Source organism: Bacteroides sp. OM05-10AA (genome assembly GCF_003439055.1).
Taxonomy (GTDB): domain Bacteria; phylum Bacteroidota; class Bacteroidia; order Bacteroidales; family Bacteroidaceae; genus Bacteroides; species Bacteroides intestinigallinarum.
Genome location: NZ_QSUR01000018.1, coordinates 99,135 through 118,265, shown reverse-complemented (window position 1 = coordinate 118,265; position 19,131 = coordinate 99,135). Strand labels below are relative to the sequence as shown.

The following is a 19,131-nucleotide window of genomic DNA, read 5'->3' as shown; positions in this document are numbered from 1 at the left end:
TATAAAACCAACATAATAATACTTGCCTAAGTCAATAGTCTAATTAAAACAACAAAAATAGATTACAGAATTGCTTACATGTTGTTAAGTTTCAATTACTCAACTTTTGCAAATAACAAAGAGTATCTAAAACAAAATTAATAACACATGCCTCAACATATAAAACATTTCTATTCATCAATAGTGACATAAGTTATGGATAGCGAATTAGTACTTCATCCGTCTAGAATATATTCACTTCTAGGGATATATATACAAAAATCCTTTTTTAGTAATGATAAAAGAGGGGATGAAGTGTTTCCTCTCATTGACACTTACTTCATTGAGTCTTTTTGCACTCATCATGGTATCACTATTACGGACTTCACTCATTTCATTCAACAGAAAAGTATATGGAATGTGAGGGATTCTTCACTTTTTATGGAAATTCTTGGATTCATTGGCACTCAATTATATGCAGCCTCAAAGATGGAAAATTCTAGTGGCTATACAGCTTCGAATTTCCGAGATCGTATTTGTAGTCCTGATATATTAAATATAGATTTGAACGAATGGCAGCAATGGGCGGTAAGTTATCAAGATAAGATTTGGAAAAAGTATTATGATTGGTGTTCTACAAATGGATTTGTCATAGCCAATAAGTGTACTCCAATACAAGGTCAAAGAAGGGATCGTTATGTGCAATATCCGAAAGTACATTCAAAGCTTGTACTCAACAGAGAAGATCTGAAAAAAATTGCTACATTTTTTGTTGAGAAGAAACTGTATCCCAATGAAGATATCTCAGAACAAGATTTCTGGAAAATTATTGGACGTTACCACTTTAACAGTTATTACTCTAATAGATCACAAAGAATTCTTGAAGAAAATAGAGAATTAGCAAATAAACAGATATATCAATATTATTTATTTTGGGATGGAGAATACACAGATAATTTTCACACCCAAAAGATCACAAAGGCAAAAAATCAGTTATATCTTCTTGAATTAGCCAATACTTGGTCTATTGATATTATAGAAAATGAATCTGGAAAACTTATTAAAAATATACCCTTTCGTTCTTTAAAAAATAAGCATGAATTTCGTGAATATTATACATATAAACGTGACAATGTTATTCTCTTCAAGAAAAGCAATGACTACGACGGGTATTGGGAAGAAAGCCGCTACATAGATAATTATGAGGATGAAGGCATTGCACTCTTTTCATCAAACTCACTGAATTACATATATTACGAAAAAGATGTGATAAAAAAAACATCAGGATTTGTATTAGTCAAGATTTCCCATAGTTCTACTTATTACGAAGAATTTTACGCAAATGAACGTCCATATACATTACGTGGTGGACTTAAAATTGCGCAGAACACATATTTGTTGGGCGCACCTCCCCTACTTGAATTCAAAAAAACTGCAACTTTTTGGATTGATGACAAAGAAGAAGTGTCTTATGAAGGAGCTGTCTATAGTTTTGACTTAAACGAAGGATGCCATCAAATCAAGATTAAAGGCTATAAAAGTATCAATATCTGTATAACAAAAGTATTTCCTGTCATTCATATGTGGGGAGAGCATTCTAAATGGAGGATAGCTCAAGGAAAATCTGCATTTTGGACTCCTCAAAGCACCGAAGGATATGTTACCGGAATAGATTTTTCGTCCTATTCACTAATATCTAATGCTCCAAAAGAAATTAATCCTCTAACACTATGGTGTAGAAAAGAACTTTTCGCTCCTATTGCAACTTATAAAGAAAGAAATATAAAACTAAAAAATATAAAATAATTAACATTATAAAATATGACCGACATTGATTATACTCAATTTAAAATTGTTGGTGTTGTTGAAGCTCAACCTAATACCAAGCACGCTATTATAAATGCAGTAGGATATTTAGGTAGCGATTGGAAATTTACACCGTTATCACCAACAGAAGCTAAACAAGTTTTTCCTTCCCGAGGACGAGTATTTGCTCCAGGATTTCAAGACAGATACAAGGAACTTATAGGTAAATGTATATTTGCAGGTATGATGCCATCCAACAATGATGGTGCGGACAAATTTATTTGGGACAGAGAAAATGGTATGCCAGACGAATATGGCACTGTTATCATCAATGGGTTAGCTAACGAAATAGATGAAAATCCTGATAAGACCTACAAGAATCTAAAAACTAATGGGCGCCTAGATAATACATCGCCAACATATCTATGCATACTCAGCAAATTATATCTTATTGATCCAGATAATATCAAAAAGTATTATATTACAGAAATGGATCTTCATTTTGTAAAGAATGCCAACCATGAATCATTTGTCACATACGATCATACACATTACGTACTCATTGGAAACCATTTAGATGGTCCCACAAGAGCTATTGATATTATGCCAGACTCAATACTACGAGATTGGCTTATAAAAGAATTTTTAGTTAAAGAATGGAGTCAGGCTCTTAACTCAAAATCACTGGATGAAATAGAAAATGGATTAATTGGATTAATTAGCAAATCAATCTTACACAAGCCTGTGTTAAAAAGTAGAATCAACAGACTTTCTAGCATGCTCGAATTATTTGTCTTTTCTTATGAAGAGATGACTAACTTCCTTACCCTTCCGACTCTAAAACGCACTATTGACAAATCCATTGAAACCAATAGTGAGAAATTCATTGAAAAGACAAAAAGCAAGTATGCCAAAGAGCTTGAAAATTTAAAAGAAACGAATCGACTTCTCATAGAGAAAGAGCATACAAATGCTGCTGATGTAATTTCCAAGATTCATAGAAAAATCGAGGAAGCAAATGCAGAGTTTAATGCAAATAATGAAGAATTAAATAAAAAGACAAAACTTGCAGAGGAAATTATTGCATTACAACTTACTAAAATTGAGGAATATAAAATAGCTATCGAGGAATTAGAGAATACGCTGCATAGCATAGAAGATAATAAAGAACACGTTATTAATGATTTTGCAGTTATTAAAGATGTAATGCAAATAATCGTTTCGCAAAAGACAAAGCAAGCTATATTACCACACCCTACTTTTCAAAAGACCAATAATAATGCACCAACTGATTTTGGAGAAACAATAGAATCTCTGAACGATGAATCTGAAGAGATTAAATTACCCCAAACTTTTAAAACAAGACTAGAATTCTATCTCACTAAAAATAATCGTAAAACTGAGATAGCTAAAAAAATTGGGCAGTATATGGTTCATTATAAGGCAATATTAGTTCCTGATAACCGTATAATCCACTCAATTATAAAAGCTACAGGTCGCTGCAAATATTCCATTCAATATGTTACTCCCGAGTGGCGTTCATTCTCTAATGTGTGGAACAATGGTCTTAATACCATGATCCACAGTTGTATAAGCAATCCTGATATCATACACTATTACATATTAGAAAATATCAACATGTCATATTTACCTTGTTATCTGCAACCTATAGTAGATATATCAATGGGATTACGTATTAATTTTCCTAATACGGAAATTATATTTCCAGATAATTTACGCTTGCTATTAACATCAACCGCAGAAGAAGGATTACCTTTAGCCCAACAAAGCATTCGTTATTTTGGCTGTTTACAAAATGATGACTACACTATTGATGAAAAAAAGGAAAATCTATATTCTAATGAAAAATCTGACAAAACTGGTTATCTTAAAGCTGACATGCTAAAGAATATGAGATCCATATCTCCTATTCCTTCCAATGAATATCTATCATACATTCAAAGCGATTATGAATAATATAAAAGAATGTCAGGAAGCCTTGTTTACTTGGATGAGTCTTCAAAATCAAGTCAATTATAATACTATCAAAAAATATTGCGAATATCTTAATTTACAATATAATCTTTTGATTGAGGAGCACCCTGCATGGAAAATATTTCTGCCGCTATTTTTTGCAGGAAATATTGATTTTTGTGGTGATAATTGTTTTAAAGTAACAGAACCTATTGCTGTTACAAAAAGGGATTTTTGTATTTATACAAATATATTCAATCAATCTCTAGATGTATCTACAGCATTTCCTTTTATATTTCGCAGCAAAGAGGTACCACATATTGATTTCAAGAAAATCTATAGATTTAATGCTGTTTCAATTCTTAAACACTTTCCTACAGTAAAGGATATTGTTAGTAAATTTGAGCCTCTGCCTCTCAATGATTTCTCTTCCCTCAAGTTTGACAACAGAGAAATTAAATTCGGAGTAGCGCAAAAAGAAGATTGGAATCTCAAGTATTATTTCGTTTATCCTGAAACGAGGCGAGTTGTAGCTGTTCCCTATTGGAATGTAAATCCTGACGGAATCAATGTAGCGTATTGCTATAGTCGTTCTATTGACGGAAGAGGAAATGGAAAGTACAGCCTAAAAGACAAGAGAATGTACATCACAAGTTATCGTTTTCCCATATTGCTCTATAGAATATTATTGTTAGAATCATTACTGGAAGGCAATACTCCCTTCTTTGAACAAGGATTATATATTTTTCCAAATATAAACCTTAATATCGCGAATCAAATTAATAGAATTCTAAATAACTCAATCCAATATGAATAATCCAATCCAAATATATAATGAATTAAGAGATACATATTTAAAGTACATCAGCAGTGGCATCCCTTTCTTTAATGAACAATACGATGCAGAACGAAAAGAACTACTGAAAGAAAATGGCACAATATGCCAACCTCCTATCATTGAAATAGTTCCCAAATACAAAGAGCAAGCATCACTTGAACAGTTCTGCAAAAACGAAAATGTATCGAACGAACTAGCTAAATTTGTCCAATCCGGTTTGTTTTATAATAACAATTCTGAGAAACGTATATTATATAAGCATCAATATAATGCCTTAAAAGAATCTTATCTCAATAGAAAGCACATTGTAGTTACCACTGGTACAGGTTCAGGTAAAACAGAATGTTTTTTGTTACCAATCATTGCAGATCTTATTTCTGAATCCAGTTCTTGGTCTACAAACCGTCCAAGAGCTATGAGAACAATGATTCTGTATCCATTGAACGCACTTGCAGAAGATCAAATGATAAGACTCCGAAAATCATTGAATAGCCGAAGAGAAAATCATTCAGGGGCATTGGACTGGTTAGATAAATATCGCAACGGGCATCGTTTTTATTTTGGACGTTATACAGGTAGCACACCTGTTAGTGGCAGTGCTGACAGTGCTAAAGATAAAATAAGAATAGAAAAAAATCAACTTGTCGAGGAATGGAAGGCAGCTAAACAAGCTGCTTCCCAAAATGAAGAAAATAGAGAACTTCTGTATCATGTGCCTTGTATGGAAAAGGATAGCGCAGAAATGTGGGACAGACTTTCTATGCAGAAAAACGCCCCAGATATATTAATAACAAACTACAGTATGCTTAATATCATGCTTATGCGCAACATTGAAGCAGCGATATTTGAAGATACCAAACGTTGGTTGGCTGAAGATAAATCTCACGTATTTCATCTTGTTATAGACGAGCTACATACTTATCGAGGTACAGCAGGCACAGAAGTTGCATATCTTATAAGAGTGCTATTAGACCGTCTTGGACTAACACCAGATTCACCACAAGTGCAGTTCTTGGCTTCAAGTGCGTCAATGGGAGAAAATAAACAAACATCTGACTTCCTTTGTGAATTCTTCGGCGTAGCAAAAGATTTTTTCAAGGACAAATTTTCTATTTTTACTAATGACAAGAATACACTTACATCAAAACCTGAAACATGCCTACCTGTTGAAGCCTTTGTGAACTATGCCAATACCTCAATAACAGAAAAGGAACGTGAAGCAAGCTTATTTTCACAGTTAACATGCAACTCATATTTACAAATATCAGAACGCTACCATTTAGTCGAATGGCTGAAGTTTGCAATGACCGACAAATCTGGCAACATCGTTGCCATGAATGCTATTGATATAGCTACACGCATGGGTATCATTGATAAAAATGCAGAACCATTCATAACCTCATTTCTCAAAATTATCTGCCAAAGCAAAACACAAAAAGGATATCTACTCCCATTAAGAGTTCACTTCTTTTTCCGTGCAATTAATGGCTTATGGGCATGTTCCAATCCATATTGCGAATGTTTAAACGAAAAACACAAGTTCAACAACCGTTTGCTGGGTAAATTCTACAAAAGTCCACGTTCCATATGTTCATGCGGTCATAACATTCTTGAACTGATTATATGCGAGAACTGTGGGGAAGCCTACCTTGGAGGATATATAATTAATCGTGGTGGACGAACATATTTATCTATAGATAAACCAATCGGTTCACAATTCTGTCAATATGCGATCTTATGGCAATCAGAAGGCGATTATAAAGGTTGGACAAAAGTCCAGTATAATAGCGAAACCGGAGAATTCAAAAAACATCCTCACGGAGAATATCTATTACACGAACAAAAGACTGATAAAGATACTCGTTTCCCTTCAGAATGCCCACAATGTGAAATAGAGTATCGCATTGAAAACGCAAATAGTTTTACCCCTCTCAAAAGACATAGCACAGGACTTCAAAAAGTCAATCAAGTCCTTGCAGACTCTTTAGTTAGAACTATGAAAAATGCTCATGAAAACAACACTAAAGTTGTACTTTTTTCCGACAGTCGCCAGGCAGCTGCTAAACTTTCAGCTGGCATTGAGTTAGACCATTACAGAGATGTCGTAAGATGGCTGATGCTTCAAGCATTAAAAGGAGATAATGATAGCATAAACTTTTTGCGTCACTATCAGCCTTTAGAGGTAAACATTAGTTCCCGTGACGAAAATGAGAAGTTGACAGAGTTACGTAATCAAGGACTATATGTGAGACTCATCGAACTAATACAGAATAAAATGTGGGGACTCACATCTGAGGAACAAAATGAATTAAACAATCTATTCCGTAACATAGAGAATGTGAGTCTTGAAAACATAACATCTGATGTGTTTAAAGGATTACTTCAAATTGGATCCAATCCAGCAGGACCTAAACCTTCCATAGCACGTGATCCACTTGTGGGAGATTGGTCATCAATCTTTGATTTTGAACAATATGTTGTAAATACAGATATAGGAGATGCTGCAAATGAATACTATAACAAAATTCGTTTAGCCAACAAACATGAACAAATCATGAGTATTTTTGCTCATAAAAAGAAATCATTTGAATCAATGAAACTTGGATACATATCATGTAGTACCCCTCAAAATATAGATTCTGTAATGCTTCAGTTTATAAATTCCACAATACGTATTTTGGGAGAAAAAAGACGTATTAAAGGTTTTGATTCTAAATATCCCATTCCAAATGCATTTCCAAGGGCTGTCAGAAAGATGGTTAAGGCCGTTTGGGGTATAACCAATATAACCCAACAAACAGAAAAGCTAAATGAGATAAAACAACTCATGAGAAAACTCGGTATTATTGATAGAGAGATTGTTGCTCTCACTGGTGAAAAAATAGCTTTTTGCAAAGCAACACCAGGCATGAAATATTGGACTTGTCCTCGTTGTAAGACAATACATCTTCAGCCTTCTAATGGTATATGTACTAATTGTCAAGGCAAACTAGGAAAAAGTAAGGATATTACCGAAAATGATTTACATGATCCTGAGGATTATTATCTTTCATTGGTCAACTCTACTGAAGAGATCTATCGTCTCCATTGTGAAGAAATGTCAGGACAAACATCTCGTCAAGAATCAAGGAAACGACAACGTTTATTTCAAGATATATTTTTAACTAACGAAATTCCTTCTGTAAACGGTATAGATATGCTTAGTGTTACTACGACAATGGAAGCGGGTGTTGATATTGGCTCTCTATCCGCAGTTATGATGGGAAATGTGCCTCCACAACGATTTAATTACCAACAACGTGTAGGTCGTGCTGGTCGCCGTGGTAACCCTTTATCTGTAGCATTGACAATTGCAAAAGGAACAAGTCATGACATTACTCATTACTTTGAACCAAACAGAATGGTTTCTGCTACCCCTAAAGACCCTTATCTAGAAGTTCGTATCAAGGAAATCGCAGAGCGAATTATCTACAAAGAAATACTCTATAATGCACTAAAATCGATAGATTCAAATGCAGAAAGTGTACATGGCAGCTTTGGTTTAGTTGCAACTTGGGAAAACCAGAACAAATGTAAGGTTATAAACTGGATTAAAGACAACACAGAACAAATAAAACATATTATTGAAGTTGTCACTAGATGCACAGATATATCGGACGCTGATAAAAAGGCTATTCTACTCTATATACAAAATGAACTCGTAGATCGCATTTCTAAAATAGCAACAAGTTCTGATTATACACAAACTCTCCTTAGCGAAAGATTGGCTAATGCAGGTTTATTACCTATGTTTGGTTTCCCTACTCGAACACGAAATCTCTACTTAAGCAAACCTCAAAAGTTACCAGCCGAGGATGTTGTAAACAGAGATATGGAGATGGCACTAAATTCTTTCGCTCCAGGACATGAAATTGTAAAAGACAAAAAAATCTATCGTGCTGTAGGAGTGGTTGATTATGAATATAATCAACAGCATATAGTATCTGTAAAAAGTGGTAGTCTCAATACCCATACCAAACCACTCTTTCGCTGTAACCAATGTGGTTATTCGACCATGTCCTTAGATACAGAAACTGCTAAATGTCCCGTTTGTGCACAAGAGATGGAAAAAATTCAAGTTTGTTCTCCTTTAGGATTCTGCGTTGATTACAACATAAAGCCTCAAGACTTCAATGGTTCTTACGATTGGTACTCTCCAAATAGCGATATCAAACTTGATTGTGAAGATTATTTGCAACCATGTCCACCTGTTAAAAATCTCCAATTACGAAACAATATGATACCTACACAAGGATTAGTGCACCAAGTTAATGACAATAATGGAGAGTTTTACACAATGGGACTAAATCCCAATAACATTTGGGTATCAAGAAAAGCATATTCTCAAGATATGCAAAATAAATTAGAACTGAGGTATGAGAAAAAATTAGCATTCGTCTTATCTAAGTCAACAGGTATTCTCACAATAGCCTTCGAACATGAACCAAACGGAATATGCCTCAATCCATTGACTGAAAATAAGAATTATTATGCAGTAAAAGCTGCATTCTTATCCTGGGGCTATCTTGTGAGAAGATCCGTTGCCAGTTATCTTGACATAGATACTTCTGAATTAAGTATTGGTTATCATATATCATCAATCACTCACAAGCCTGAAATATTTATTGTTGAAAGACTTGAGAATGGCTCTGGATATTGTAATTATCTAAGTGGAAGAAAATATGCAAATGTTCCTTTAGAGGCTATAGTAGAACCCCTCATTAAAGACGGTACTATCTACAATCTTCTATGTGCGTCATCTCACATGAGTAATTGTACCTCATCTTGTTACGACTGCATTCGTGACTATTCCAATCAGCAAGAACATCCGATTCTAGATTGGCGTTTAGGACTAGATTTAGCCAAAATTGCTTCTGATCCAGATGCCCAAATTGATTTCAATACAAAGTATTGGCAAGAGTATATCGAAAATAATGTTGGTTTATTGTTAGAAAAACGACATCTGCAATTTTCTAAACATGAAGATTTATACATTGCAACTACTAGTACAGGAGAAGTTGGTGGAATAATAACACATCCTCTATGGTCAACAGAATACATAGAATCTATTTTAGACAAACATTCTATTCTCAAAGAAATAGATATAATTTCTATATTTGACTTAGGAAAATCAGTATAAGTAATGTTTATTTTACCTACATACAAATCATTATGTATAAACGCATCCCAATAAATATACCAATATTCATGTTTGGCCTTTCAAGTATAATTGGTAGTAATATATTTTAGTTAGTAAAAAGTCATTATCAAGCTAAACATAAATCAGTTATACTTTCGTTGAACGAAAATACAAACAAAAGAATAAAAATGATATTTTCAAAATTCCCTTTTTCTACAGGAAAAGGGAATTTCTTGTTCATACATTTCTTACTCTTAAAATAAAACTTTACCTTTGTAAAGATTATAAATTTGTAAAACATTAAATATTTCACAAATAAAATAAGCCCAACAAGATGAAAGAAGAACCCGACAGTCTGTCTGTCCCTTACAATTTTGCCCGTTGCTTCAACGATCAATGTCCACAAGCCTCAAAATGCCTGCGCCACATAGCTACACAACTTGATACAACAGATAACCTTTATATCTCCATCGTTAATCCGACACGTTATCCTGCGGATGGGAATCAGTGCGAATGTTTTAAAACTACTGTAAAAGTCCATGTGGCATGGGGACTTAAACAGTTGCTTAACAGAATTCCTTATGAGGATGCAGTCAGTATCAGAATACAATTAGTGGGACACTACGGGAAAACAGGATATTATCGGTTCTATCGTGGAGAACGGGGGCTTATGCCTAAAGACCAAGCCTATATAAAACAACTATTCCGTAATAAAGGGATAAAAGAAGAACCAACTTACCAACGCTACACAGAAGAATATATTTGGTAAGTTGCTGTCATCTGTCACAGATTAGGGGTTAATAGTTTAGTAATGAACCGATAAGTCCGTGACAGCAAGAGGTGACAGCAGGGTGATGGCATTTTTGCTGTCACTTGGTTATTAGTCTTACGACATGATAGAGTGTACCGCTACGCGTATCTTTGGAAGGGATTTCTTGCTTTTTCAGTATTCTTCCGAAAGAATTAACCCTCTTGACAGACATCGGGATTGAACTACCTTTTTGAATATCTTCCATAATCTCTGCTGGAGACAGCCACTCCCCTTCTTCAGGCTGCGCGGCACGAAAATAACGGAAGAAAAGTTGCTCTTCCGGCGGGACTTGTTCAAATTCACGGTTGTTTTCCACCATGATCTTTTCTTCCTCCTGATCGAACCAGTAACGTTCGCCATGTTCCAGTTCATACATAGCTTGTGCGTAAAGCTGCTCATAGTCTATCGGACGGTTGGTGTCAATCACTCCGGTCACTTCGATACAAATAAAACGACGACTGCCGGAAGGGTCGGTCAACAGGTCTTTTTGGTTACTCGTAGCTATGAATGAGGCGTAACGACGCATTTCAAGCACGGCACTGCCATGAGGTTTCTTCACATTCAGTACAGGCTTTTGCAGAATATGTTTCAGAAAGCCTTGTTGTGTCGAACTCACCTGGTCAAATTCATCGATATTGATAAGCGCAAAACGATTGAGGTAAAGTTCGGCATCTTTCTTTCGGGAGAAATCAATACTGTCGGTATAGTAGGAACGCTCGGTAGGGGGCATTATGCTCCGGCAAAAGGTGGATTTACGTGTCCCTTGCGGTCCAACAAGTAAAGGAGAAACACTGTTTGCATACTTTTTATTACTTCCTTTCCAATGAGAAACCATATTGAGGAACCAACGGTGGAACAAATCCATCCAATACGGATTCTTACAAGGGACGGTGGCTGCCAATGCACGGATACGGTCTTTGCCGTCCCACGCAGGAAGCCGGTAGAGAAAATCTTCCAACGGGTTGAATACAGGCACACGGTTGGAGTAAATATAACGACTAATATCCCTGTCCCACAACGGGATGCCTTCCATTTGCGCATCTAAAGCAATGCTATTCAGCGCACGTTTGTCGAGAGGATTGAAGCGGAAACGGAAAGAAAGTCTTTCACGATATTCTACCTCGCCAATTTGAGTGTTATGACGGAATTCATAGCGGCGTTTCATGAATTCTTCTGTCTGCAAGGCGAGTTGCTGCTCTTTAGTCAGGCTGATATTCTTACCAAAGCCTTTGCACTCGGTATATATATTGCCAATCATTTGCCGGATAAGCTCTTCCTGTTTATACATATAGAAGTGGAAAATGGTACGTTTCACAACTTCTTCTTGCGGAAGTCCCGAAGCAAAACAGTTTTTAGCCAGTTGGACGACTAAAGGATGCCATGTGTCTTCGCACAATTCGAGTCCCGCTTCCCTAAGATCAGCATAAGCTTTCCGAAAAGCGGCTTCGAAAAGCATCAGAAATGCATTTTCCGCATCATATCCCGGTACGGCACGAGTCAATGGAGACTTCTCCGCCTGAACCGCTTCACGGAAAGTGGTTTCTTCGGGCATTGATGATGGTTGAGAGAGATAAAATTGGACTGAATCCGGACGATATATGATGTCCGGATCGTGGGATAAGCGTGAATATTGTTCCAAAGTCGGCTCTTTAGGAAGTATATCGAATGGAATCTGGGGCTGATAACATTTCACAGCCAATCGATAAGCATGGGCGTGGAATAATTCCGCTTCTTCCCGTGTATTGGGAAGCGAGTTGTCCGGTCGGGTAAAGGTAGTCCATATTTTCACCGTTTTGCCACTTGAACCCATAAAAACACAACGGGTTTGTGGTTGCTCACAGGCTTTTTGTTTCACTAAAGCGATTTCCGACTTATTGGACAAGGGACCGATGGTCAGTTCTACAATACCGTTGTAGTTTTTCATCTGTTTCTGACCATTTACTTTTCGGAATTCGGCAGCAGGAATTATTTGAGGAAGTTTATTGGCAAACATACACCGCTCATCGGGAAGGGTATATCGCAAATGCTCTCTGAATGTAGAAACAGGACGGGATTTTATTTCTGTCTTTATCTTATTTACCAGTATATCAAGATCCATTACGCTAAGCGCTATCGTATCTTCGTTCTTACGAAATTGAGTAATTTTCATTAATTTGATAATAAATTGTTTTGTCAGCGCCTTTGTGATCGTTGAGACTGCTAAGTTACTCATATTATCCGGGACCGACAAGAAAAACAATATTTTAATATAGAGAATTATTGATATATCAAGTGCCTATTTAGCCGAGAGAAACGGGATTGTTATCACTCAATTACGGTTCAAGTTATTTTTCTCTGCTTGGAACTAAAGTTTCAGCTAGGAGAAACTAGAGTTTCATCGGTAAGAAACCAATAGTTTCAAGTAATTGAAACCAGAGTTTCAAGCGTATGAAACTAAAGTTTCAAACCTTTAAACCAACAGTTTCACGCCTTGAAACTGTTGGTTTAAAGGCAGGGTACAACTCATAAGTACGGGGATAATAAATTGAACGACTTATCTTTCTATAGCTGATACTATTCATTTCCAAACAGTATCTTTGATTTTTTCTTTGTTTTTTGGGGTGACAGCATTATTGCTATCACACTGCTGTCACCTTATGCTGTCACGCTATTAAGTTCTTATACTCTGCAAGTTAGATTATAATCTGTGACAGATATATTTTGTTTTTTTATTTCATAGAGTTGCGTAAGCTGAATTCAATTCATAAATGCGACACCTCTTTATTTCACTGAAGGCAACTATTCCACCCCGTATCATATTCCGCGATTTTCCCCTTGCATAACCTCTGATACACATTATTCACTACGAAAATTTAACTTGCTAGTTATCAGAAAAATAATCCATTCTTTCGTTCCATGTTTTCTTGCGTTCTTTTGCCAGAATTCAGACTACAAAAACAAAGAAAATTTGGTAGAAAAGTAATAGTCTTTTTGATATTCGGTAGGATTTACGTATTTAGCAGCAAAATATTCGGTAAGAAAAATGTGATTCAATAGTAAAAGTTCGGCAGGAAAAGTGTATATTTGTACTAGACATCAAATTTAATAATAGACTACCATGTATAGAAACATTATAGAGCAGCTCAAGGAATGGAAGAACAAGGAAGGTAGAAAGCCCCTTATCTTATCAGGCGCACGCCAGGTTGGCAAAACCTATATTCTTAAAAGATTCGGAGAACAAGAATTTGCTAATGTAGCTTATATCAATTGCGATGATAATGAATTGGCAAAGAATCTGTTTATGCAAGATTATAATATACAACGTATCATCCTTGCAATAGGTGCCATCACAGAGCAAAGCATAGAAGCCGGTAAAACATTGATTATCCTTGATGAAATCCAAGAATCGCCACGCGGATTGTCAGTTTTGAAATATTTCTGCGAAAATGCCCCCCAATATCATGTGGCGGTTGCAGGGTCGTTATTGGGTATTACTATGCATAGAGGTGAATCGTTCCCTGTTGGGAAGGTCGATATTCTGCATATCTACCCCATGACATTCGATGAATTCCTATTAGCAAAAGGCAAAAAACAAATGGTTGATATTCTTCGTTCCAAGGATTGGATAACGATAAAACTACTTAAAAACGAATACGTCAAGGCGTTGCGCGAATACTATTTTGTAGGGGGTATGCCCGAATCAGTCATGAAATTCATTGAAACCAATGATGCCATTAAAGTGAGAGAAGTCCAAAACAATATTCTTTACACTTACCAAAAAGATATATCGAAGCACGTGCCTACTTCGGAATCCAATCGTATCAATATGGTGTGGCAATCCATGCCTTCACAATTAGTGAAAGAAAATAAGAAATTCATCTATGGTGTGACAAAACCGGGAGGTAGAGCTAAAGATTTTGAAATAGCTATCCAATGGCTGATGGATGCCGGTTTGGTCTATAAGGCAGAAAGGGTGAACGAAGCTAAGATGCCCTTAAAATTCTATGTGGATATTTCCGGTTTCAAACTTTTCCTTTTAGATTGTGGCTTGTTGGGAGCCATGAGCGAAACCCCACCGGAAAAGCTATTAGTAGCTGAAAACGGCATGGAGGAATCAAAGGGAGCCTTTACGGAGAATTATGTGATGAGTCAATTAGTAGCGACACGCGATACTTCTGTTTTCTATTATAGTAACGATGCGAAATTAGAGATAGATTTTCTGATTCAGCATGGTGGTGAAATCGTTCCGATAGAGGCAAAGGCAGAAGAGAATCTCCGTGCCAAATCACTTTCCACCTTTGTGGCTTCTCGTCCAGGTATGCACGGATTGCGTTTCTCCATGTCGGATTATCGAGAGCAGGACTGGATGACGAATGTTCCGCTTTATGCTATATCAACTTATTTCTAAATTCAGCAGAAAATATGATTGCGAGATTTTATCTACCATGAAGAAGAATCCGACATACGAAGAACTTTTTGAAGCCAATGTACGGCTCCAAGAGGAAAACAAAGTCTTAAAAGATGAAATCAAACATCTAAATATGCAACTACATATAGAGGATAAGCCACAAAAAAGTATTGTAACCACTCATTTGTCTTTGGAAGAAAAGGTCGCATTGTTTAGAGAGTTATTCCATGGTCGGAAAGATATTTTTGCAAGAAGATGGTATAGCAAGAATAGTGGAAAATCTGGTTACCAACCTGTATGTTTGAATGAATGGGACAGACAATTATGCGATAAAAGGAAATATAAATGTACCGAATGTCCTAATCGCCATTTTAAGGAGTTAAGTTATGAAGATGTTTATAGACATCTTGAGGGTAAGGATATTGATGGGTGCGATGTAATCGGAGTATATGCTATCCTCCCGGATAACAAATGTAACTTCCTTTGTGCCGACTTTGATGATAAATCATGCGAGCATGGCTATCAAAATGATGTATTATCCTATATAAATGTTTGTAAGGAATGGAAGATTCCACATGCCATTGAGCGTTCACGCTCGGGAAACGGTGCACATGTCTGGGTATTTTTTGAAATATCTTTGGAAGCAAGTAAGGCGAGGAAATTAGGCAATACCATATTAACAGAAGCTATGGAAAGAAATGGACGGATGAGCTTCAAGTCATACGACCGATTCTTCCCAAATCAAGACAGATTACCGGAAGGTGGTTTCGGAAATTTAGTCGCATTACCTCTACAAGGCAAAGCTCGGAAAGAAGGGAATAGTGTTTTCGTAGATGAAAACTTTATGCCGTATGAAGACCAATGGACGTATTTGGTGGGTGTGCAAAAAGTTTCAGAAATATTGGTTGATAGGATTTTATTGAAGCATGGAATAACATCAGAACTTGGAGATTTGTCAACTACAAGCGAAGCCAAACCTTGGGAAACACCATCAACACAAAAGATAGCAAAAGAAGATTTCCCCAAGAAACTGCTTCTCATAAAATCCAATATGCTTTATATCCCTCTGGAAGATCTTTCTGCAAAGGCGATTAATCACTTAAAACGCATTGCCTCTTTCAAGAATCCGGAATTCTATGCAAAATTGGGAATGAGGTTATCTACATATAATGTACCTCGCATTATTTCATGTGCAGAGCCATCGGATAAATACATCGCCTTACCTCGTGGATGTGAGGATGCTATTATTAATTTGTTGGATGAAAACCATGTTTCTTATCGTATGAACGATCAAACGGAGCTTGGCACACCAATCTCTGTTCAATTCAAAGGGGAGTTACGTGAAGAACAGGTTGCAGCTATAAAAAATTTGATACCACACAACAATGGCGTATTATATGGAACTACAGCATTTGGAAAAACCGTAGCGGCTATCGGATTGATAGTGGAGCGCAAAGTAAACACACTTATTCTTGTACATACCAAAGCCCTGCTCGACCAATGGAAAACCCGATTGGAAGAATACTTGGTGATAGATTACAAGCAAGAGGATACACCACACAAACGTGGACGCAAAAAAGTATTTTCTCCTTTTGGGACATTGGATTCCAAAGGAAACAATTTACATAGTATGGTAGATATTGCCCTGATGCAATCCTGTTTTGAAGAAAATGATATAAAGCCCTTTATCCGAAATTACGGCATGGTGATAGTGGACGAGTGTCACCATGTTTCAGCGGTAAATTTCGAACGGATATTGAAGTACTCAAACGCCCGTTATGTATATGGACTGACGGCAACGCCCATTCGCAAAGACGGACATCAACCTATTATCTTTATGCAATGCGGTCCTATCCGTTATTCTGCTGATGCAAAAACACAGATGGCTTCGCAAACATTTGAACGGTTACTTATACCTCGTTTTACAAATTATCGGGAATTGACGGATGATAAGAAAACATATACTCAAACCATACAAGGAATGAGTAATGACATCTGTCGGAACACACGCATCATAGACGATGTATGTAAAGCATTAGAAGATGGACGTTCCCCTATTATTTTGACCAACCTCACCTCTCATGTAGAAATATTGGCAACCATGCTTACCTCAAAGTGTAAGAATGTAATAACGCTTGTCGGCTCGGAATCAATAAAAGAAAAACGCTCGAAAATGGAGCGTTTGCACAATATTCCCAAAACAGAACTTTTCGTAATCGTTGCCACGGGCAAGTATGTGGGAGAAGGCTTCGACTATCCCCGGCTTGATACGCTATTTCTCGCCTTGCCCGTTTCGTGGAAAGGCATTGTAGCACAATATGCAGGTCGTTTACATCGTGAGTATCCAGGCAAGAAAGATGTTATTATTTATGATTACATTGACATTCATCTGCCCTTATGTGACACCATGTATAAACGGAGATTGAAAGGATATGCAGCGGTGGGCTATAAATTGAGAACAATTAATCCGACAAATCTTTTCCACGATTCTCCGGATATCATATTTAATGGAAAGAATTTTTTAAGACCATTTCTTTCCGACCTATCATGTACTCGTAAATCGGTAGTGATATCTTCTTCCAAATTATGGTTTAGCATACGGACTCCCATGCTTGATATGCTACAAGAACTTACCTTACGAGGTGTTCAAATTATAGTATTCGTAAAATGCCATTCAGAAAAGGATGAATTATTGAAAAGGATTGGTGTTAAAGTGATTGCCAAAGAGAATTTGTCTTTACATATTACAGTTATTAACAAATCATTAATATGGTATGGGAGTGTGAATTACCTCGGTTATAATACGGAAGAGGATAATGCGATAAGGATTTCAGAGAGTGTGATTGCGGAAGAAATGTTAGAGTTGTTGTATAATAATAAAAAATTATAGTAAGTAGCAAATATGAAAAAAGAGTATGTCTTTTCTTGGGCTGAAAATACCGAGGGGAAAATGGTGCATGTTGATAGTGTATCAAGAGGTTTACGTTGTGAATGTACTTGCCCGAATTGCCATGAAAAATTACTTGCCAGACATGGTGATGAAAGAGAACATGGATTTGCCCATCATAGTGATACCCGAGGAGCCCGTCTTGAAATATGTTACATGGTTATATTGTATAAATTGGCAGAGCAAATTATACAAACGAAGAAGCGGATTCATGCGCCGTCTTATTATGGTATATATAAGGAGGAGGATATTGAATTTGTTGATGTAAAAATCGATAGTCGTTTTGAGCGCGAGGACAAACAACCCGATGTGATTGCCACAACCCATGATAATAAACAATACCTGATAGAGTTCGTATTTAATTATAAAGTGCAACATAAGCAAGATATAGACTATCATAATCTGACTTGTCTTGAAGTTGATCTTTCCAATCAGACTTTAGAAACATTAGAGCAATTTCTTCTATCATCAAATGCGGATAGAAGATGGATTAACAATGAAGTCTATTTTAACGGAATAGAATTGATTTATCGGAGTAGAGGAAAATCTGTCAAGGTAGCATCTGAAACAGATTGCCAACAATGTAATTTGAGGTATTCGTGTTGTGCGGTAAAAGCCCTCCCTACATCATCAACTCCCATACTCATTGAAAATAATGGTCAAAAGTATAAACTTTGTAAAACGGAACTTCGTGAGCAAAAAGAGCATCGTCAATCTATTCAAACAGAACAAATTGAGATTAAAGATAATGCCCTGAAAAAAACTTGTTTTAATTGCGAGTATAATCTTAGTTGGGCTAATAAAAATGGATTGGCTAATTGCGGCTTACAACGTCCCAATATCCCTAAACGGCCTACTCCTGATTATGCAATATCTTGTCCTATGTTTAAACGAAAACGATGACAGATTACTCTTTCAAGTCCCTTCGATGCCCTTAAGCCCAGCATAGTGGAATATGACCTGCTTTCAAACTATAGTATCAACGGATTCCGCCATTGTATCATATTCCGCGATTTTCCCCTTGCATAACTTCCGAACAGGATAACCATCTGACAATTTTCAATGCTTTTACACACTAAATCCAGCAAGACTGTCAATTCTTCCTGTGTACGTTTAAGTAAACGTTTTATAGACCTTTTCATCATCATTCTTATTTGTAACTTTACAAAGGTACGAACTTTGTCATACCCAAACAACAGAGATACAAAAA

The 19,131-nt window shown here is 36.4% G+C and carries 9 protein-coding genes and 1 pseudogene; 8 read left to right on the top strand and 2 right to left on the bottom strand.

Annotation, left to right across the window (positions count from 1 at the left end; genetic code table 11):
• Positions 1-195: 195 nt before the first annotated feature.
• The 5 genes from DXB58_RS15305 (at position 196) to DXB58_RS15285 (ending at position 10,545) form a co-directional block, all read left to right on the top strand.
• Positions 196-1,785, top strand: coding sequence for a hypothetical protein (locus DXB58_RS15305; protein ID WP_122137414.1), 1,590 nt, complete (start codon positions 196-198; stop codon positions 1,783-1,785).
• 15 nt (positions 1,786-1,800) lie between these two features.
• Positions 1,801-3,762 (top strand): hypothetical protein, encoded by a 1,962-nt coding sequence (locus DXB58_RS15300; RefSeq protein WP_122137413.1) that lies wholly within the window; start codon positions 1,801-1,803, stop codon positions 3,760-3,762.
• Entirely contained in the window at positions 3,755-4,576 is an 822-nt protein-coding gene (locus DXB58_RS15295; protein WP_122137431.1) for a hypothetical protein, read from the top strand. The genes DXB58_RS15300 and DXB58_RS15295 overlap by 8 nt, the downstream gene beginning before the upstream one ends.
• Entirely contained in the window at positions 4,569-9,776 is a 5,208-nt protein-coding gene (locus DXB58_RS15290) for a DEAD/DEAH box helicase (protein WP_122137412.1), read from the top strand. The genes DXB58_RS15295 and DXB58_RS15290 overlap by 8 nt, the downstream gene beginning before the upstream one ends.
• A gap of 334 nt (positions 9,777-10,110) precedes the next feature.
• Positions 10,111-10,545 carry a DUF6078 family protein gene (locus tag DXB58_RS15285; RefSeq protein WP_122137411.1) on the top strand — a complete coding sequence of 145 codons (435 nt, stop codon included), beginning with the start codon at positions 10,111-10,113 and terminating at the stop codon, positions 10,543-10,545.
• Between the two features lie 100 nt (positions 10,546-10,645).
• Here DXB58_RS15285 and DXB58_RS15280 read toward each other — a convergent pair whose 3' ends face one another.
• Complete coding sequence (locus tag DXB58_RS15280) at positions 10,646-12,736, bottom strand: BT4734/BF3469 family protein (RefSeq protein WP_122137410.1); 2,091 nt, start codon at positions 12,734-12,736, stop codon at positions 10,646-10,648.
• 948 nt (positions 12,737-13,684) lie between these two features.
• On the opposite strand from DXB58_RS15280, the gene DXB58_RS15275 reads away from it, so the two are divergent.
• The 3 genes from DXB58_RS15275 to DXB58_RS15265 are packed head-to-tail and all read left to right on the top strand — an operon-like array spanning position 13,685 to position 18,824.
• Positions 13,685-14,974 (top strand): ATP-binding protein, encoded by a 1,290-nt coding sequence (locus DXB58_RS15275; RefSeq protein ID WP_074557912.1) that lies wholly within the window; start codon positions 13,685-13,687, stop codon positions 14,972-14,974.
• Between the two features lie 37 nt (positions 14,975-15,011).
• Positions 15,012-17,864, top strand: a complete 2,853-nt coding sequence (locus DXB58_RS15270) for a DEAD/DEAH box helicase family protein (RefSeq protein WP_122137430.1) — start codon at positions 15,012-15,014, stop codon at positions 17,862-17,864.
• A 12-nt stretch (positions 17,865-17,876) separates the two neighbouring features.
• A complete protein-coding gene (locus DXB58_RS15265; protein ID WP_122137409.1) occupies positions 17,877-18,824 on the top strand; it encodes a hypothetical protein in 948 nt (315 codons plus the stop codon).
• An 89-nt stretch (positions 18,825-18,913) separates the two neighbouring features.
• On the opposite strand, the pseudogene DXB58_RS28215 reads toward DXB58_RS15265, so the two are convergent.
• Positions 18,914-19,063: pseudogene (locus DXB58_RS28215) on the bottom strand (DNA-binding protein); the annotation flags it as partial.
• Between the last annotated feature and the right edge of the window lie 68 nt (positions 19,064-19,131).